Below are 20,580 nucleotides of genomic sequence, written 5' to 3' on the forward strand. Positions count from 1 at the left end.
TAAAAGCCTGCAGGTCAATGCAGGCTTTTGAAGTTATTGGAGTTTGAAGCGAATTGGGATGGTCATCCGGGATCTTACTGCCTTACCTCTAAAACGGCCGGGTTCCCATTTTGGGGAGTTTTGGACCACCGCTATGGCAGCAGCATCTAGTCCTTCACTGGCAGACCTGAGGACTTGGATATCTTCGATACTTCCGTCTTTATTGATGACAAATCTCAAAAATACAGTACCCTCAATTCCAGCCCTTTGCTCTAGTTTAGGGTAAGTAAGGTTCTTTTTGAGATAAGAATACCAAGCTTCCATTCCACCAACGAAGCTGGCTTGAACCTCCGTATAATCGTAGATTTCTTCAGGCTTTTCAATTACAGGTGGGGTGTCATCCAATTTGATTTCTGGAATCTCATCTTTCTCGGAGATATTCAAGTCAAAATCAAATTTGTCATCGACTTTTATTTCATCATCGATAACTTCAAAAACCGGGATTTTTACAGGATCAGGAAGCTTGGGAGGTTCCTGAATAGTAATTGGGACCTCAAATTCATCCAAGTTTAAGACTCCCTGATCAAAAGTCATCGGTGACTTTTCATCGTAAGCTTTCCATTCGAAAGCCACCAATACAGCGCCGACTGAAAGTGCCAGTCCCAAACTGAAAAAGGTTTGCGTCCACCTGTAGACGTCCTTTCGTTGATTTTTTTTGGTTTCCATGCTGATTGTGAATTTGTGTATTAAAAAATTAATCAATTAGTGCATGAATAACTAATTGTATAACATTTATTAAGAAATCAAAAAAGGTCAAAAAAAAGACCCGATTTCTCGGGTCTCTTGTGATTAGCTTAGTTTAAATCTAATTGGAAGTCTCATTCTAGTACGAACTGGACGACCTCTTTGCTTACCTGGAGTCCATTTTGGAGCCTCAGAAACTACTCTTACCGCTTCTTCGTCGCAACCTCCACCGATACCTCTCAAAACTTCAACGTCCTGAATAGATCCATCTGTGTTGATAACGAATACTACGATTACTGTTCCTTCGATACCCATTCTTCGAGCTTGAGTTGGATATTTCAAGTTCTTGGAAAGGTACTGGTTCCATCCGGACATACCTCCCGGAGGCTCAGGCTGGTTTTCTACCACGTCAAAGATTTCGTCTGCCTTCTCCACAACTGGTGCTTCTTTGATCACCACTTCTTTGATGACAGTTTTTTCTTTCACGTCCACATCGAAGTTTACTTCAATTTTCTCTTCGATTTTCACCTCATCAGGAATTTCCTCAATGATCGGTTGTTCCATTGGTGGTGGTGGCGGTGGTGGTGGTGGCTGTTCAGTGATAGGCACATCAAGCAATTCCTCGAAGTTATCATTTACAGCACCAAGATCTTTCAAGTTGCTATCGTCAAATGATTTGTATTCGAAGGCAGCAAGAGTGAGACCTACAGCAACTGCCAAACCAAGATTGGTGAACATACCCACCCTCTTGGTCAAGTCAGCACTAGGAGTCTTTTTTGCTTCCATGAGTTAATTGGTTTTTATACAGGTTAATCTTTTCGATTTTAGGATAACAATTGTAACAATTATTCGAGATTATTCCAAGATCATTTTAATGGATGGCCATTTAAAATATAGCCCTAATCCTGAAATTGCTCCTATCATGTTGACAATCATGTCCATAATGTCATACGAGCGAAAGGGGATAAATTGTTGCGTGTATTCCAAAATCACACCGGTTCCTATTCCCAAAATCAGGAAATTAAACCAGATTCTTTTTTGGGTATATAAGTTTGCCTTTTCTTTGATTCCGACTCCTGTCCAGAGATAAGCTTGGATAGTGAATACAATCCAATGAACTACTTTGTCTTGGAAGTTGAACATGTCCACATCCGGAAATGTAGTCCCAGGACTGAGCATTGCCCAACAAAGAAATAGCAACCAGAGGATGGCTAAAGATAAGCGCAACAATTTTAGTTCTTATTCTCCTACTAGTTCAGCATAAGCACTGGAGTCCAGCAAATCCTCAGGTAGGTCTCCTGAGATCTTCACTTTGACCATCCATCCAGCTTCATAAGGAGCTTCATTTACTAATTCTGGAGAACTTTCCAGTTCTTCATTGAACTCAATAATTTCTCCAGTCAGTGGCATAAAGAGGTCAGAAACGGTCTTTACTGCCTCAACGGTACCAAATACTTCACCAGCTTCAATGGTCTCGCCTACGGTTTCTACTTCTACATATACGATATCACCCAATTCTTTTTGTGCAAATTCAGTGATTCCAATGGTTGCGATATCGCCATCGATTTTGACCCATTCGTGGTCTTTAGTGTACTTGAGCTCTTGAGGAAAATTCATTGTATTGAAATTTATGATGTGCCAAAATTAAAAGGATTCACATCAGTTTGAAATCTATTGAGATAAATTAAATCGCAATTGTCCCCCGAATGCAGTGGAAGTTCTTCGGTATACTGTCGTTACCCTCGGATCATTGATTGTTCTTTCGAAATAAATGGTCAGGTTGAGGTTTTGATTGATAACATAACCAATGGTTGGACGGAGGTTAATGTTGAGGTTTCCATTGGTCACAGTGCTTTTTTCTTCAATCTTGTGCTGGACTTGAATCGTGTTGGAAACTCTGGAGTCTAATCGCAGTTGAAGATCATTTTTTAGCACTTTTTGACTTCCCTGAATCTTAAAGGGCACCTTCATCCCGGCTTTGGTATAAGCCAAGGTTAGGCTCAGGTCACTGCTCTTTTGTTCGGTGACTTGGGAATTGGAAAAATTAAGTCCCAAGTTTCGCTCTTTGTTGTAATTCATGGCGATGTTAAATCTGTCCTTAGTCAGTAAATCCACTCCAATCAATGGGGCAAATCTTTCTGAAAGGACCACCTGATTCAATACATAAATTGGAATAAATTGACCATCTGAATTAGTGATGCTTGGGGTTTGGATTCGTTGAAGTGTATTAAATAGTTCCAAACCATTTTGGTATTGTAGGGAATTGGAAAAATTACTTGCATCGTAGGTGGATGCATACGAATGTGTAATGTTGATACTGCTGAATTTATCGCGTAATCCTTTTAATCTGGATAGCCCTCGATAGTCTAATCTCCAGTTTGGTAAAGGGTTTTTTGGGAAGGGGTTTAAGTCGATTTCATTGGGATCTTTGCCGGAATAAGCCGCCAAGAATGCCGGAATTAGTACATCTTGCCCATTAATCCCATATTCTCCCGTTCCAGAATTTCCAGCATCCAATCTGGATTTAATGATACCTCGATAGTTTTCAAAGTTGGTAAAAAGGGCAGACCGATAGCTTTCGTCAAATTTGGAGAAAGTGGTCCCGAGGAGGACTGTTGTGACACTATATGCCCCCATACGATTTGGTCCAATGGAAGAGTAATTTCCTGGGTTGTCAATAGAATTTCTGAAAATTTCGCTGTAATCGCCTACCTCTCTCTTTCTTGCTTCCAGATTTAGCCTAAAGTCTTGGAAAGGTTGGACCAAACCCGTTAATCTAAGGTTCATGGCCCTATTTTGCATAAAGTTCTGGGTCAGCTCAGCACTTGGCGCCATAGACCCTCTTTCTGCCAGGTCAAATCGAATGTTAGGGTTTTGACTTCCAAAAACAAATGCCCAGCCCGGATTCTCCCAAGCCCTATCCATTCCCAAGAGTCCAGTATTCGGCATATAGCCGGGTAAAAATGTCCCTTCCACGACTCCGTAGTTGAAGGTTATTTCCTTGACCATCATCAGGAATTTTACCAGTTTCTGAGTAAAAGGTGTCCCAATCGTGTCCTCAGCGGTTACGTTATTTCTTCCGGGAATTGTCGGTCGCTTGGGTGCATTTAGCGCTGCGAGTTTTTTGTTTTTGTTATAAAGTTTGATCAGGTCAAGTTTTCCAGTGAGGTTTTGGTCTCTGGTATTTTGGATGATATTTCCCAAGGTGTCTCGCTGTCCAATTGACCCGGTCAACCAAGTATAAGAGGTTGTATTTCTATAATCAGTCTGAATCCAATCTGTCAAAGGTATTTTATTGAAAGGAATGGAATAGTTGACATTGATGACATGGTTGTAATTGGTCGTTCTCCCAAAACTCCAGAAATTCTGTCGCACTGAATCTAGCTTGGCTTGGGTGTCCAAGTCCCCTTGGGGTTCATCCACAATTGCCATTGCCCTAGAAGTAAAATCCACTCTCAAGCTATTGGAAAGATCCCAGTTAAGGGTGAAAGAGCGATTCATGTAGAAGGACTTTTGGAATAATGGATCCACTCCCGAAGTACTGAGTTGATCATTTCGATACTGGGACCGCATGAATCTTCGATCTACATCCAGTCGGGCAAGAAATAGGGTAGGGGATAAGTTCAGGTTAAAGTCTTTGATCAACTTCAAATACGGAGATGAAAGCCCACTTCCATTCCTAAATGGTGCAATTACCCATTCTTTGGGTTGGTAGCTATAGGTGATATTTCCTCGGTTAGTTTTGAAGCTATACCCTTGGATTTGTGAATTAGTCTGCGTCACCAAACCAGAAGCATAAGAAAAAGCAAAGTTGGAAATGTCGTAAAACCTATTGGGCGATTCTGGATTCTTCTTGACCTTGCGAACATTGTTGAAGCTGAAGTTTCTTCGGTTAAGCTGATCCAAAGCAATATTTCGATAATTGGCCCGCTCGGCATCAGTTTCGAATTTTGCCAGTGCCAGCTCAAACGGAACATCTGGATTCAAAGGGTCATACTCAGGGCTTGTGGTGGACCTTTCGACGGAGAAGTACATCGGAATACTTACTCCCAAAGCTTCTGGAAGAAGTTTGTTTACCTCTACATTGGTAGAAATATCATATTGGGTGGTTGCAGAGCGGGTTCTTTGGGAAAGGCGGGTTTCCAAGCCTCCAAAGCCAATAGAGTTGTGTCGAACTGAGGCAGATACAACAGCAACATCTGCAATTTTTGCATTTAGGAAAGCATTGGCTGCCCAACCGTTGCTTTTGGTGAATCCGGTCACTCTCAACTCATTCGCCCAAATACAGATCGATTTGGAAGAGCCGACTCCTGTTCCTGGATTTCTCACACCAATCATCAGTCCCTGAACTTGGTTGAGCTCAGGGCGGCCAACCACAGTGACTTTGTATTGTCGGATGGTTTGGGAATAAGGTAGGGTTAGAGGTGATTGGGAGTTGTCCCGATCAATTTTTACCCCTACAATTTCCTGTATGGCGATGTCGATTTCATTTTCCATTGGCCATACCAGCGTAGGATCATTTGTTCCCAGAGGGGAAATGATCAATGGAACTTCAATCTCATAATAGTTGTCCGTGTAATCTGTTCCCAATCTTAAGAATGCCGTCATTTCACCATCCAAAGCATCATCACTATTGGCATGGAAAAACATTTTTAGCCTTTCATATTGAACCAAATCAGTGGTCAAGTTTTTGAAAACAGCTCTAGAATCTTTCGGGGCAAGATCATCCACACAGATTCTGAGAGACTGCTCATTGAGTCGTCTCTCTACTGTGGAAGTGTTGTCTCGGTCCCTATTGATTCCTGGAGGCAGGACATAAGGGCTTTGTTTATCACTTCCTTGAGAATTTTGCTCAATAGAGACCACATCCACAGTTACGTTAGATACATCTGGCTCAGGGATTTCAAAAAATCCTTTTTCGAAAAGCGATTCCTGGAAAACCCTCCATTGACTTCCTACCATTCTAAATTCAGCCATTCGAAGTACAACAGGTTGCTCAAAGTCGGTGAGATAAGTTCTGATCCAGCGAATGGATTTGAATCCAACAATGTCTCCATGTGTACGATCTGGTTGTCTCACAGGGATTCGGAAAAGATACCAGTTGACTTCGTCACCATTTTGATTACTGGTGACTTTATCCACGATATAGTTACTTCCGACATTTAACTTTCCAGGTCTTAGATCAATTTCGTATTCATAATAATTTTCAAGCTCATTGATGGTATTGTCAATGTTCAAGTCCTCATTGTCAGGAGTGTTTGTGCCCGAAGGGGTGTAAGGAAGTGATGGGTCTGCAATGGCAGGTGTATTTCCCTCTAAGCCATTGAATTTCTTATACCGTTCCAGGATTTTAGTATTGCTAGCGTCAAAATTCGGGTCTAGATAATATTGGAATTTATCCCCAGAGACATCTTGAAGAATGGCATTTCTTGCCTCTTGAGAAACTGTAAGTCTATCCAGAAATCGGGACTTAAAGTAGGTGACTTCATCTTCACTTTTCAAGCCATCCAAGCCCACATCTTGATTGGCTCGTGAGGATTCGGAATTGTCAAAAGCTGGAAGTAAAAACTGTTCTCGGGTAATTCGTCCCCATTCATTCGACCCTGTGGAAGCTGGATTTCCATCTGCCGGAAGTCCATTTTCAAAGGCATGACGACCGTCCCGCATTACGTCCTCGGAAATATCTCCTAGGTTTAGGAATAGCTTTCCTCCAGTGGTGTTGTTTTGGTTAAAAACACCATCCAAAACTTTCCCGTTTTCTCCGGAGATAAAGGGATCCATGAGCCAGAATTCCACATATTCAATGTTGGTTCGGTCAAAATCCACTTCAGTAGTGATGGCTCTGGTCACAGCTCCATAGTTGAGCTTTGGATTTGGCAAAAGCCCATTGGTATTCAAGTTGGGATTATAATTATACATCCCTCGCTCACTTGGGAAAAATGCCAATTCAAACAAAGGTTGGGGGACAATGATCACTTCCCGGTCCTGGTTCTTGAAGATTTCCTGAGGCACTACCCGGCGGACGTAATGATTTCTTCGATCCGCTGCGACGAGATTACTTGGGACCCCGGGACCACTTTCCCTGTAGAAAATATTGTCGATATTATACCAAGCCAACCGAGCTCTTCGATAAGCATTCCCGAGATTGTCTTCGGTAGTTTGGCTTAGGTCAAACCTATTGTCAGGAGTAGCCGGTGTGGAGCCTAATTTCCAGGTTTGATTGGCCTGTGCTCCCAGATAGAATGGTGTGACAGCAGCCTCAAAATCATCAATATAAGAGGCCACATCCCCATTGACCCGATTAGAAGATCCGGGGATCAGATGGGCGAATTCTGCATTGAACTGAACCAGCGACTTTTCTTTGGTATCGGTAAATGGCAAGGCATCTGCCAGTTTAGTCAAAAATCTAGACTCATCATTGAAGTTGACATCCAGCCCCCAAAGGCTGTTTCTGAGAGTCTCGTTTCCGGTGGCAATTCGGGTGATATTAGGGCGTTCATTAAGGTACATGAAGGTACCTCCGATGTTTAATTTCTTGTTGGCTAGGTAATCTATTCTTGTGCCGATTAGACTTCGGGTTTGGAAGGAAACTAAATCAGCTTTTTCAAAGCTAACATTGATTTGTTTTCCTGACTGTAGGATGGCATCGTTGATGATGACTAATCTCCCGACGTTGTAGTCAATGGTATAGTCGACCCCTTCTGTCAGAGGGATATTTCCTGCCTGAACGATCACTGAGCCCGGAGCGATGTTTAGTCCGGGAAGCTGTATCTCACTGGCTGAACCAGCGGTAAGGCGTCCCTTGATGAAATACTTATTGAGGCGGGTGACTAATTCAGCATCCGCTTGTGTAGTGCGGTAAAGCGTATCGTAGACGTATTTGTCCTTGAGGACGATTTCCTCCGGATTAAAGCGCTTTGCAAGGTTAGATCCGAAAGGTTCCAAAACCGGAAAAATCAATAACCCCCGATTAGAAATCATTGTGAGTCCTTCTACAAAGTCGAAATTCCCATCCGGGGCAGGGTCGTTTTGTGGGTTTAAATTGTCCAAACCCGTTAAACGGATCAGTGGGACATCTTTGATATTTGCTCCTTCCAAAAGGGATGGGTTATCCAGACCTGTTCGGTCATCCCGGTAAATGATTTGCAACTGAAAACCATCCCGAAGCACCTGGCTGGCATTCATGCTGTAAACGTTTTTCATCATCAAATCCCAGGTCGGAACTCTTGGATTGATTCGGGCAGGTCTGAGGAGTTTTAAAAATATCAGTTCATCTTCTCTTCGGACCTGGTAATCTTCAGTCAATTCCCCGACTTTATAAACCTGCCCATTGTAGGTGTATTCGAAGGATACTGCTAATACCTCATCATTTTGAAGCCTTCTGAAAAGGGAAAGGTATCCCAGTTGAGGATTGAAAAAATATTCAGTAGGCTCTAGTTTTCTAGCTCCGTTAATTTGCTCAAAATCAACTCCCTTTCTTAATCCCAAGTCCTGTTCCATCGATCTTGATCCGGTATCAAAAGGCCGGTAGCTTGGGTTGGATGAAATTTTGGAGTAAAGCTGGTTGGCTAAATTCCCGGCAGGAGCAGTGGGATTTCCCGGTCCGATATTTGGATTTTGGGAGTTGAGCATTACCCGACCTTCACCCAAGTCCATGAATGCGGCAAAATTCCGAAGCGTTTCGGTATTGGTAGCCCTGTTCATGATATAGACTTCGATCCTGGTCACATTGACTCCGGAAAGAACCTGAGGTAATCCTCTCAGCCATTTTTCATAATTATCCCGAAAGAAGTGAGAGAGGAAGAAGTGTCTGTTTTCGTCGTATTTCGAACCCTGAATTTCAAAAGATCTCCCTTGTCCGTTAGCATCTATCACCAAGTTGTCTCTTCTGCCCCTTTGCGTCGATGCAACCGCGGTCACATTAAGTTTTCCAAAGCGCATTTGGGTTTTCAGACCAAAAAGGTTTTGGGCTCCTTGGATTAATCGATTTTGGACCGGCATGGAGACATTACCAATTTCGATGGATTGGATGATGTCTTCCTCAAAACCGTCGTATTCCAACTTGAGTTGGTTTTGGAAGTCAAAGGAGTTGTTGGAGTCAAAATTGGCGGCGATTTTCATTTTTTCGCCTAAGGAGCCATTGACAGCCATTTGGATCTGTTGCTGAAAATTGAATCCCCCATTTTGTTGTTGTCGGATGGGAAGGGTGGGGTTGTCCACTCGCCTGAAAATCCCTCCAAAATCCAAATTCACGTAACCCGTCGGGACAATGTTGATATCGCTACCTCCAAAAATCCGGTCAAAGGATGGGCTGACAGTCAAGGGAGGAATTAGATTTCGACCTTCTACGGCACTTTCTCCATCCATTCCTCGGGCTCTTGTTCGCCAATAATCCTGCCTTACCCGGTACTCTTGGATTTGAGAAAATTCATCGAAATTATATTCCTGTTCATTTCCTAACCTAGTGCTGTCAAGTTGATCCAGTATGTTGTACCTAAGTGTGGAATCGACTAAAACCTGCACGTTTTGATCGATGGGAGAGGCAGGGATAAAGGGAGATCTTGGTCTTAAAAATGGATTGGAATAGGGGAAAAGAGGATTTGTCCTCATGTTTTGCCAAAGCAAAAAAGAGGGCGAGAGTCTTCGCTGATTTAGAGAATCAATTTTGGTCTGGGGCCTTCCTGCATTAGGAGTCTGCTGAGCTTGGGTAGGTGATCCTGAAAATAGGAAACTCAACAGGACTAACGCAACAGGTACCAGGCTCCTAAACTTCCTCCTGCAAAAAGTCAGTAACTCCTGAAAGTTCAATCCAGATTCAAATTAAGGTGTCTTTAAAGATGCTTTAATTAAATCTTCTAAGGAAATTTCTCCGTTGGTTTTTTTGAGTATCTGTGCGATATTTTTCTCTGCAGCGGCTTTTGGAAATCCCAAAGTAAGTAAAGCCTGTAACGCCTCTTCCCTGATTTTATTATTGGAATGTAAAAATCCTAACGGGGCGCTGGTTTCAGTACCGGAAGACTTTCCGATTTTATCTTTTAATTCCAAAATGATTCTCTGGGCAGTTTTAGTACCAATGCCTTTGACTGCCTGGATTGTGGCTACATCATTGGAAAGAATGGCGTGTTCAATTTCCTCGGTAGATAGGGACGAAAGGATCATCAATCCTGTATTTGGTCCCACCCCATTGATGGAAATAAGCAGTAAAAAAAGGGTTTTTTCTGTCTCCTCCTTAAACCCATATAGGGTGTGTGCGTCTTCCTTGATATGCAGGAATGTAAGAAGCTTCAGTTGCTCTTCGTCCTTGATTTTACTGTAGGTTTGAAGGGAGATTTTCACCTGATATCCAACCCCACCTACATCGATGATGACATAGGTGGGATCTTTGAATACCAATCTGCCGCTTAGGTAGGCGATCATAAAAGACTATCTGTGGATTGGGCATCCACTACAGCAATGGCTACCATGTTTACAATTTCACGGATGGAGCTTCCCAACTGAAGGATGTGCACCGGCTTATTCATACCCAACAGAATTGGACCAATTGCTTCTGCATTTCCTATTTCCGCCAAAAGCTTATAGGCAATGTTGGATGAGGAAAGATCTGGGAAAATCAGCGTGTTTACCGGCTGGTTTGCCAAGGCAGAGAATGGATAAATCTCCCGTTGGATTTCTTGATTCAAGGCTACATTCGCTTGCATTTCTCCTTCGATAATCAAATCAGGGTATTTTGCCTTTGCCAAGACTGTTGCTTTGGCCATTTTATCGGCAATTTCCCCTTTTGCAGATCCAAAATTGGAATAGGAGAGAAGCGCAATTCTAGGTTCCATGTTGAAGAATTTGACCGCATTGGCAGTCAATCCGATAATATCCACCAATTCTTCTGCTGTGGGATCGACGTTTACCGTGGCATCTGAGAAGAAATAAGGGCCTTTCGGAGTGTTCATGATGTACATCCCTGCCACACGGTTGACTCCTGGTTTTACACCAATCGTGTGCAAGGAAGGAAGTATTGTCTTGGGATAATCTCTGGTAAGACCTGAGATAAAGGCATCAGCATCCCCACATTCCACCATCAGGGCCCCGAAGTAGTTTCTTTCACGAACTAGGCGATTAGCGTCGTATAGGGTCATGCCCTTCCTACGTCGCTTCTCATAAAGCATCTTCCCGAATTTCTCCAACTTTTGGGTTTCCTCCATTGGATCGATAATCGTGACATGCGCTAGATCCAAAGAATTGCTTTCGATAAGAGAAAGGATGATTTCTCTTTTGCCCAGGAGGATTGGAATAGCGATTTTTTCATCCCGGATCAGCTGTGCCGCTTTCAGGATTTTTAGATTGTCAGCTTCTCCAAATACCACTCGCTTAGGATCTTTTTTGGCCCGGCCTATTACTACCTGCATCAATCGCTGATCGATACCGATTCGTTTTTGAAGCTCCAGCCCATAAGCTTCCCAATCTTCAATATGTCTTTTGGCAACTCCTGAATCCATGGCGGCCTTGGCCACTGCTGGGGCAATCGTGGTAATCAATCTAGGATCGACAGGTTTGGGAATCAGATAGAATCTGCCGAATGCAAGATTGTTTTCCCCATACGCTTTATTGACAGTTTCAGGAACTGGTTCTTTGGCTAGTTTCGCGATTGCCATCGCGGCTGCCAGTTTCATTTCCTCATTGATGGCCGTTGCTCTTACGTCCAGTGCTCCTCTGAATATGTAAGGGAATCCCAAGACATTGTTCACTTGATTAGGATGGTCCGATCTACCGGTGGCCATGATGACATCCTCACGGGCAGCAATGGCATCCTCATAGGAAATTTCAGGATCTGGATTTGCAAGTGCAAAAACAATTGGATTGGCGGCCATGGATAAAATCATCTCTTTGGAAATGATATTACCGGCAGACAGTCCTAAAAATACATCTGCCCCAGGCAATGCTTCAGCAATGGTGTAAATGTCTTTGGAGGTAGCGAATTCTCTGTGGATATCCAAGATATCCTCGCGGTCTGCCCGAATTACCCCGTCTTTGTCGCAGACAATGATATTTTCCTTCCTGACGCCTAGGCTAACATAAAATCTAAGGCAGGAAATAGCAGCGGCACCTGCTCCACTGACAACCAGTTTAATTTTGGAAATGTCTTTTTCTACAATTTCTAGTGCATTGACCAGAGCCGCACCCGAAATAATTGCCGTACCATGCTGATCATCGTGCATGATTGGAATTTTCATTTCCTGCTTGAGAGTTTGCTCTATTTCAAAGCATTCTGGAGCCTTGATGTCTTCTAAGTTGATTCCACCAAAAGTAGGTTCCAGGGATTTGATAATCTGGATCAGCTTTTTGGGATCACTTTCGTCTATTTCCAGGTCAAACACGTCGATTCCTGCGAATTTCTTGAAAAGTACTCCCTTTCCTTCCATGACAGGTTTGGACGCCGAAGGGCCAATATTTCCCAATCCCAATACGGCGGTCCCGTTGGAAATTACTGCTACCAGATTTCCTTTTGCGGTGTATTTGTAGATTTTTTCAGGATCTGAAGCAATCTCTTTACAAGGCTCAGCCACACCGGGTGAATACGCCAAAGCCAGATCCAACTGACTGGAAACTGGCTTGGTGGGGATGACTTCTATTTTTCCTGGAGAGCCTTGGCTATGGTAATTTAATGCGTCTTCTTTGCGGATTTTGATGGCCATAAATAATGGGTTAACTCGTCAGGCACCTTGATTATCGGTCCAGCTGACATCAGTTTTCAGGAGAATGGTTTGGATTTCTCTTAAAGCATCTCGATGAACTTCATTCGGATAGTAAACGAACCCTTCCATGTAATAAAGCTTACCTTTTTTCTCATCCACCATTAGGTATCCCACATAGGTACCTCCCATGCTGATGTTGTTGGTTTTCCAGGTGCCCCTGATTTCAACAGTAAAATTATCATTTATCACCATGTTTCGGAATGCAGGTGGAATTTGTTTTTCCGAAGTTACATAGGAGTTAGGATTTTCGGGATCCCCGAAAATATGCTGCTTAGCAATGGAGTCCCTGAGTGCCAGGATGTTTTCAGGGAATGTCTGCTCCTCACTTCGGTAATCTGTTTCGTAAAAAAACAGGCTGATATCAGGGCGTCTTTCAGTTGGAGAAGGCTGTCTTAGCCATAAAAAGTCCCCTTCGCTTTTGGCTACCTGATAAGATACGGGTGGGTTGATTTCAATTCCTAGGTTTTTTCTTGCCTCACTTTGCGCAGCGGCATTTTTTCTTGCCATCAGTGCTTTTTCCAATCGTCCTCTCTCACGGACTTCAAACAGATTTTGAAGACGATCCGCATTTTTTCTCAGGTTGGCTACAAGCTCTTTCTCGTTATTTCCAAAAAGGTAAAGCACTTCCTGTCCTATTGCATATTCATCTTCCATTCTCAGGGAGAAAAGGCTTGGATCTGCAGCGGCTTTTTCCTTGGATTCCTTCGAAAACTGTGCGTTTACAATCTGGCTTCCGGCACTTTTATCATCAAAGGTGGTAACATACACCAAATTGGTGAATCCTTTCAGCATTCGGGTCATTGCACCAGGATCCACGCGGTGAACCTTAAACATGGGTTCTGACCGTAGCATTCCGGGAAGATCCGCCTCGAAAATATTTCTAAGTTCTTCACCGACTGGTCCCGCCCATTTGGCTGAATCAATTGCCAGAACGATCTCTCCAATGGACCCTTTTGCTTTGGGTTTGGAGCTATCTGGCCCACCTTCTCCACAGGAGATTAGGCCAATGATCATCAATAGAAATAGGATATAATGTAATTTTCTCATAGTCATTTCTTTGAAACTAGTCCAATATACAGACAAACTTTCGCTCGAATTTATCTCAGCTTAAAAAATAAGTTAAATGTTTTTAAGGAAAAGAGATCAAGATTAGCCAATAATCAACTTCTGACCAGGCTTGATGTTGTTGGAATTTAAATTGTTGAGTCTCTTGATCTGCTCCACTGACAAGGAGTGTTTTTGGGAAATTATCCAAAGTGAATCACCTGGTCTGACGGTATAAGTTCTGCCAGCTCCAGAAGATGAATTGTCCGCAAGGGATGAATTCGTTGAGTTTTTGGAATACAAGTAAAGTGTCTGACCTACTTTGATCAGGTTGGAATTTAGATTATTCCACTCTTTGATTTGAGAGATGGATACTCCATGGCGGTCAGCAATTTTTCCCAAAACATCTCCGGATTTTACCTTATAAGTCAATCGGTCAGAGGAGGTGGAGTTTACAGCATTGGAAACTGGAATAGAGGGTGTGGGAATAGCTGATGCCAACAGGATGTTAGGGGCATTACCAAGGGAATCATTGATCCAAGCCAGATTTTCTTTCAGGAAAAAGGACTTATTTTTTGGGATTCGGATGGCCATGTTTCGGTTAGATTCCGGAACAGTTTTATTCTTGATGGATGGGTTAAGTTCTTCCAGATCTTTTACACAGATAGCTGTGAGTTCGGCTAGCTTATCAATTGCAAAAGCTCTTTCAAAGCGAATTTTTTCGTATTCAATAGGGTAGGTAGGCTCTACCAAATGAAAGTTATGCTCCTCCAAGTGATTTAGGATGTAGAGCATCGCCTGAAATTGGGGGACATATCCTCGAGTTTCCTTAGGCAGGTAATTGTAGATTTCCCAAAAAGTTGTTTTTCCTCCGGATCTTCGAATGGCTTTTCTGACATTCCCTGGGCCACAGTTGTATGCAGCTAAGGCAACTTCCCAATTGCCAAACATTCGGTAAAGGGATTTCAAGTACTTCGCGGCTGCATCGGTGGACATTTCAGGGTCCATCCGGTCGTCGATATCGTTATTGACATGCATCCCATACATTTTTCCTGTAGCAGGCATAAATTGCCAAAGGCCCATAGCCCCAACTCTGGATTTTATTTTTGGATCGAGACCTGATTCGATGATAGAGAGAAATTCAATTTCCTCGGGCATCTCATGTTTTCTCAGTGTCTCTTCAAACATCGGGAAAAACTTATCCTTTCTCGCAAGGACCATTTTGGTATAATCCCTATTTCTGACAGTGAAGTATTGAATAAAGGAAAAAATGCGGTCGTTGAGCTCAAAGGACATCTCAGTATCCATGGCTTTTACCCGTTTGGCGACCTGCTCGTAGGTGAAATCGGGAATGTACTCGTAATGATAATTAGGGAGGATTTCCTCTGAAATCAGGACTGCAGCCTCCAGAGGCTCTTCCTGGGAAAAAGCTTCGGTAAGTGGAATCAAACAAGCAGAAAAGGCTAGTAGGATAATGCTTCTCAAAGTCTTTTTCATGGTATAATGGGTTTAGGACGTTAATTGAGTCAAATAATTGCTAAAAGCGTAAAGCTCAGCCTCTTTGAAAGAGTTTGCAATCACTTGTAGCCCAATAGGCATGCCAGAATTGTCTTTCCCGTTAGGAATTGAAATCGCAGGAACTCCTGAGACGGAAGCTTGAACAGTAAATAGATCTTCTAAATACATCGCAACTGGATCACCACTGTGCTCTCCAAACTTAAACGCTGTGGAGGGCGTTGTCGGCATAATAATATAGTCGAAATCGTTCAAAAGATTTTCTGTAAAGTCTTTTATTAATCTTCTGACCTTCTGTGCTTTGGTAAAATAGGCGTCATAATAGCTGGCAGAAAGGACAAAAGTCCCCAACATGATTCTACGCTTTACTTCTTCTCCAAATCCCTCGCTACGGGTAAGCTTGTACATGGACTCAAGATTGTGGGCATTGGGAGTCCTGTACCCATACTTAACTCCATCAAACCGGGAAAGGTTGGAGCTCGCCTCAGCAGTAGTAAGGATGTAATAGGTTGGTAAGGTGTATTTTAACAAGGGGAAATGCACTTCCTCTACTTCATGGCCTTCTTCTTTCAGCTTTTCCAAGATGGCCTCTGTTTGGGATTTTATTTCCGGCTGAAGTGCAGAGGATTCCAAAGTTTCTGTAAAATAGGCCACTCTCACTTTTTTGTCAAAGTGGAGGAGTTCGCTGTAATGATGAACAGGCTTTCTGGAGGAGGTGCTGTCAAATTCATCGTGTCCGGCCATGATTTCCATAACCAAGGCATTGTCCTTCACGGTTTTTGAAAACACTCCAATGGTATCAAATGAGGAAGCATAAGCAATCAATCCCCAACGTGAAACTCGGGAATAAGTAGGCTTCATGCCAATCACTCCTGTGAATGCTGCAGGCTGTCTGACAGATCCTCCAGTATCAGTTCCCAGTGAAACGGTACAAAGATTTGCCTGTACGGCTACCGCAGAGCCACCTGACGAACCGCCGGGAACTCTACTTTCGTCCAAAGCATTGAGCACTTTTCCATGGGCAGAGTTCTCATTGGAGCTACCCATTCCAAATTCGTCACAATTCAGCCTTCCGATGATGATGGCGTCTTCATCGATTAAGCGTTGAACAGCAGTGGTGGTGTATTGGGAAACGTATCCCTTTAGAATTTTGGAGGAGGCATTGGATTCATGTCCTGCGTAATTGAGGACATCTTTTATTCCAATGACCATACCGGCGAGTTTGCCGGCTTTGCCTTTGGAGAGTTTTTCGTCAATCCGATCAGCCTGTTCGAGAGCGGATTGCTCATAAACTTCAACGAAGGCGTTGAGATGCGCCTTCGTCTGGATGTTTTCTAGGTAATACGATACGATTGCTCGGCAATCAGTTTCTTTCTTTTCGAGCGACTTTTTGATTTCGTCGAATGAACTAAATTTTCCCAATGTAAATTGGTTTTAGGGATTACTTCTTTTTGTCTTTCAGTCCATCTTCCAGATCGTTCTGAATTTCTTTGGTAGCATCTTTGAATTCTCTGATGCCACGGCCCAAACCTCTAGCCAATTCAGGGATCCTTTTTGCACCAAACAAAAGGAGGATTACCAGGATGATTAAGATCAAAGAACCTCCGCCCATGTTTTGAATAAAACCTAATGTAGTCATGATGGTGTTTGTTTTAAGGATATACAAGTTACAAAGATACAACTGTCAGTCGCTTAGCCAAGGTTCCCCGACCTGCAATTCATCTTTTTTATAAACATACGATATTTGTACCTATTTGGACGTAATCCATGCTGCAGGGTCCATGATCTGGAGACCTTTCCAGGTTTCGAAGTGTACTTCAGCTAATCCATCCGCATTCGTTGCCACTTGACCGATGGATTCTTTGGCCTTTACATTTTGGCCGACTTTGACCGAAACAGACTTCAAACGACTGTAGAGTGTAAAGTATTCCCCGTGCTTAATAATCACTGTCAATCCAAAACCAGGCAAGGTGGAAATTTTGCTGACAGTGCCATCAAATACTGCCCTTACCTCTGAGTTGGGGTTGGTTCTGATTTCTAGTCCGTAGCTTTCTAAGACAATCCCTTTGAGCGTAGGGTGGGGATAAGTTCCATAGTTGATCGACACAAAACCAGTTTCAACAGGCCAAGGCAGTTTTCCACGGTTTCCGGCAAAAGAATTGGAAAGTGCTGCGGCTTCAGGAGTCATCGGCATGGAAGTTCCGGCCCGTTTGGTAGTCGTGGAGTTGGACTTATTGGCTTCAGCCTCGGCACGACGGATTTCGTCTTCGATGGCTGCTTTGATCATTCGGTTAAGCTGCTCCTGCTGTTTTTTGGTGGCGGCGATTTGCCTCTGAATGTCTCTTTCTTTTCTGGAAAGCGTATTTACCAAGCCCTGTTGGTCTTTCCGCATTTTTTCCAGTTTCTCACGCTCCACCCGTTCTTCATTCAGCACTACTTCTTTCTCATTTTTTCTTTCATCGAGTTGTACTCGCTGCTGTGCCAATTGTTGAGTAAGTTTTTCAATCTGAAGTGCTTGCTGTTTTCGGCTATCGCTGTATTGCTTCAGGTATTTCAACCTCATGTAGAGCTGATTGAAATTGGAGGAGCTGAATACAAATGCCACAATGGATAAGCCCCGGTTGAGTTTGGAGGAATTGTAAATCATTCGGGAATATTCCGCCTTTAGCTCCTTCAGCTGTGCTTCCTGCTCTTTTATTTTCTTTTCGGTCGTGGAAATCTCCTGATTGAGCAGGCGAATTTCACGATCCAAGGTATTGACCAATCGATTTTGAGTCTGAAATTGCTGGGTAATCGCATTCAGCTCCCCGATAGAAGTTTTTTTCGTGGCTGTAGTTTGTCTTAGGATCGCGTCAAACTCCTTCAATCTTGCCTGCACTTCAGCTTTTTCGCGCTCCAGTTCCTCTCGGCTTTTTTTGGTTTGAGCAGATAAATCGCCAACCCATAAACCCAGGAAAAAAACAATGGAAATGATGATTTGGAAAATCCTCATACGTATCAGAATCTGAAAGGAAAGCTAAGCGGAGTGGAGGAAAGTTCTACCGAGGTCCACTCTAAATGAATAATCGTGTTTTGACTTCCTTCAGGAAGCTTAAAAGCTAGTTTGAACAATACTTCCGCCGGAAAAGGTTGGGATTGAACATCCAGAAATTTGGGATAGCTGGCCAATAAAGAACCCCGGTCATCCAAGGAATTGGACACCAATTCAGAGACTTTACCGTGGCTGGTTTCTACTTTGCTGTAATAGCGTACTCCGTCTCTAATCTGGGTCAGCTCAAATCTTTTTCCCACTCGAAGCAATCTGTCTTGGTAATCAAATTGAAAAGGAGTGTTTGCCCACAAGATGTTTTGAAACATTTCCAAGGATAATTTCAAGCCATAGAGGCGTTCAAATTCCAGATAGGTAAGATTGGCGTCGTCCTTGCCCAGCCGATCTCGAACTTGAATTTTATCCTTGGTAAATAGTCCACGGATGGCTTCCATGCCCATTCCCGGAGACATGGTGAACCATAAGACACTGTCTTTTTTGGCTCTCAGGTTGAGTGTGCCTCGAGTGACTTTTCCGGATTCTTCCTCTATTACTATTTTGGCCTTGGCAGAGAGGTAGTCATATCTGGCTTTAACCGGTACAAATTCATTCATCCCTTCTCCACCGTCGTAAAGCACTGTTTTTTTAGCACAGCTCCCCAAGGTGATAAGGGCTAAAAAGAGTATTCCTCCAAAAAATCTATTCATAATATTTTCCTTCTTTTATCTTTTTTGAAAGCTTGTCGGATGCCTCGGGATCATTTTCGGCTTTTTTCCACCAAATCATAGCATCAGAAACTTTGCCAACATGATATAAGATGTCACCATAATGTTCCATAAGTACTCCACTTGGCTTTGGATCATATCGAATCGCATTCTCCATGGATTTTAAAGCCTCCTCATAAAGCCCCATTTGGAAAAGAACCCAGGCGTAGGTGTCCAAGTAGGTCGAATTGTTAGGGTATTTTCGCACTACCTTTTCAGCCATTGCCTTTGCCTTATCCAGATTTTTCTTGTCCAAAGACAGGAAATAGGCATAGTTGTTCAAAACCTGCTCATCATTGGGATTTAGACTTAGGGCCTTGTCAAAATACACATAGGCAGAATCCTTAGCACCAAGGTTATAGAGGCTGTTTCCCAATGAGCCAAAGGCAACCTGGGAAAGCTGGGCGTTTTTCCCAGCATTGAGCTGCAGTGACTTTTGCAATGAATTCACAGCCAATGAATCACGTTTTTGGGCGGATTTGACCACACCATCGTAAAACCAAAACTCAGGGGCCTCAGGAAATTCATCAACACCCAAAACGGTGAATTTTTCCAATTCATTGAAATCGGCATTTTCCCCGAAGGAGTTTAAGATGACTTGTTCCAAAAGAGAGGCGTTTTTAGAATCGGCCTGTAGGGATTTTTTGAAAAAATCTATTGCAGCGGACATGTTCCCTTCTTTTTTTCGGCGCTCGCCGACCGCCTCCAGTACCATGGCGTTTTGGGGGTGAAGGTCCAGCATAAGCTTTTCCATTTGATCCAAAAGCTTATCCCTTTGCTGGGTTTGAAGCTCTGCCAAAACAGAGACAAAGGTCTTGCTTTTGACTTCGGGATCTAGATCCGGGTTTTCGAATGCCGTGATCAAAAATGAATTCGCCTGCTCGTTTTGTCCTTTTTCTTTCAAAAGGGAATAGGCAGCCATTCGTAGTTCGGGCTGGTTGGGATATTTTGAGATTTCCTCATTTACCAGTTTCAGAGCATCTTCTAAGCGTCCGTTATTGTAGAGGATTTCTACCTGATTTAAGACATAATTAGGATTCCCGGGGAAGGATTCCATGAGGCGTTCTCCTTCCTCCAGGGCTTTGGGAAGGTTGTTTTTTCTCAAGTAAATCCGCTGCTTTTGTAAGGTAAACGGTTCGCGGACTCCATAATATTCTTCTGCACGGTCCAAGACTACCAATGCCTTGTCAAATTCACCTGCTTGAAGGTAAATAGAGGCGAGATCAAGATTGTATTGTTGGTTTTTTTCGGTGTCAGAGGTGAGTCGATCCAGAATTTCAGCGGCTTTCAGGGGTTGCTTGAGATTGGTATAGATCTCAGCGACCATCAGGGCATAATACTTATTTTCCGGATCTGCCAAGGCAGCTTCTTCTGCAAAAGGAAGGGCTTTTTCGGCCTGATTGGTACGGACAAAGACTTCTGCGATTTTGTAGGAAATGGCGGGCTCTTCAGGGGAAAATTCTTTGGCTTTTTTCAAATAAAAAAAGGCTTTTTCAAAATCTCCCAAAACCAGTGCTTTTTCTCCTTCAATAAAATATCGGCTTCCCTTCAGTTGTGTTTCCTGAAGTTTAGCTTCTTTTCTGGATAGTTTTTCCTGGGAAATTCCAGCAGAAATTCCGGAGAAAAAGGCAAGGACTAAGAAAATATAGGGGGTAATTCTCACGCGTATTTTTTGAGATGCAGCTATCAGGCACAAACATAATGCCTTTTGAGTAAAGGCTTGAAATATTGTCTGGATTCCTTTGGCATTCACAGCCGT

Annotated in this window: 14 protein-coding genes; all 14 read right to left on the bottom strand. The window is 43.1% G+C overall.

The window, feature by feature from the left end; translation table 11 throughout:
- Positions 1–33: 33 nt before the first annotated feature.
- Positions 34–705: an energy transducer TonB gene (locus G458_RS0107520; protein ID WP_026951359.1), complete on the bottom strand. Its 672-nt coding sequence runs from the start codon at positions 703–705 to the stop codon at positions 34–36.
- 123 nt (positions 706–828) lie between these two features.
- On the bottom strand, positions 829–1,509 hold the full coding sequence (locus G458_RS0107525) for an energy transducer TonB (protein WP_026951360.1): 681 nt from the start codon (positions 1,507–1,509) through the stop codon (positions 829–831).
- A 69-nt stretch (positions 1,510–1,578) separates the two neighbouring features.
- Positions 1,579–1,950 (bottom strand): VanZ family protein, encoded by a 372-nt coding sequence (locus G458_RS0107530; RefSeq protein ID WP_026951361.1) that lies wholly within the window; start codon positions 1,948–1,950, stop codon positions 1,579–1,581.
- Between the two features lie 12 nt (positions 1,951–1,962).
- Positions 1,963–2,340, bottom strand: a complete 378-nt coding sequence (gene gcvH / locus G458_RS0107535) for a glycine cleavage system protein GcvH (RefSeq protein ID WP_026951362.1) — start codon at positions 2,338–2,340, stop codon at positions 1,963–1,965.
- A gap of 54 nt (positions 2,341–2,394) precedes the next feature.
- A complete protein-coding gene (gene sov, locus G458_RS0107540) occupies positions 2,395–9,333 on the bottom strand; it encodes a T9SS outer membrane translocon Sov/SprA (RefSeq protein ID WP_157359722.1) in 6,939 nt (2,312 codons plus the stop codon).
- Between the two features lie 210 nt (positions 9,334–9,543).
- The gene (gene ruvA, locus G458_RS0107545; RefSeq protein WP_026951364.1) at positions 9,544–10,140 is read right to left on the bottom strand and encodes a Holliday junction branch migration protein RuvA; all 597 of its coding nucleotides are present in this window, start codon (positions 10,138–10,140) and stop codon (positions 9,544–9,546) included.
- Positions 10,137–12,410, bottom strand: coding sequence for an NADP-dependent malic enzyme (locus tag G458_RS0107550; protein WP_084438836.1), 2,274 nt, complete (start codon positions 12,408–12,410; stop codon positions 10,137–10,139). Before G458_RS0107550 ends, ruvA begins: the two co-directional genes overlap by 4 nt.
- Before the next feature lie 18 nt (positions 12,411–12,428).
- Complete coding sequence (locus tag G458_RS0107555) at positions 12,429–13,517, bottom strand: DUF4837 family protein (protein ID WP_026951366.1); 1,089 nt, start codon at positions 13,515–13,517, stop codon at positions 12,429–12,431.
- Positions 13,518–13,619: 102 nt separating this feature from the next.
- Positions 13,620–15,011, bottom strand: a complete 1,392-nt coding sequence (locus G458_RS0107560; RefSeq protein WP_026951367.1) for a LysM peptidoglycan-binding domain-containing protein — start codon at positions 15,009–15,011, stop codon at positions 13,620–13,622.
- 12 nt (positions 15,012–15,023) lie between these two features.
- Positions 15,024–16,451: an Asp-tRNA(Asn)/Glu-tRNA(Gln) amidotransferase subunit GatA gene (gene gatA / locus G458_RS0107565; RefSeq protein WP_026951368.1), complete on the bottom strand. Its 1,428-nt coding sequence runs from the start codon at positions 16,449–16,451 to the stop codon at positions 15,024–15,026.
- A gap of 19 nt (positions 16,452–16,470) precedes the next feature.
- Positions 16,471–16,668 carry a twin-arginine translocase TatA/TatE family subunit gene (tatA, locus tag G458_RS0107570; RefSeq protein ID WP_026951369.1) on the bottom strand — a complete coding sequence of 66 codons (198 nt, stop codon included), beginning with the start codon at positions 16,666–16,668 and terminating at the stop codon, positions 16,471–16,473.
- A 111-nt stretch (positions 16,669–16,779) separates the two neighbouring features.
- The gene (locus G458_RS0107575) at positions 16,780–18,021 is read right to left on the bottom strand and encodes a murein hydrolase activator EnvC family protein (protein WP_026951370.1); all 1,242 of its coding nucleotides are present in this window, start codon (positions 18,019–18,021) and stop codon (positions 16,780–16,782) included.
- A 5-nt stretch (positions 18,022–18,026) separates the two neighbouring features.
- Positions 18,027–18,764 carry a DUF4292 domain-containing protein gene (locus G458_RS0107580; protein WP_026951371.1) on the bottom strand — a complete coding sequence of 246 codons (738 nt, stop codon included), beginning with the start codon at positions 18,762–18,764 and terminating at the stop codon, positions 18,027–18,029.
- A complete protein-coding gene (locus G458_RS0107585; protein WP_245579245.1) occupies positions 18,757–20,574 on the bottom strand; it encodes a tetratricopeptide repeat protein in 1,818 nt (605 codons plus the stop codon). Before G458_RS0107585 ends, G458_RS0107580 begins: the two co-directional genes overlap by 8 nt.
- Positions 20,575–20,580 lie beyond the last annotated feature (6 nt).

Origin of the sequence: Algoriphagus mannitolivorans DSM 15301 (assembly GCF_000429425.1) — a bacterium.
Classification (GTDB): Bacteria; Bacteroidota; Bacteroidia; order Cytophagales; family Cyclobacteriaceae; genus Algoriphagus; species Algoriphagus mannitolivorans.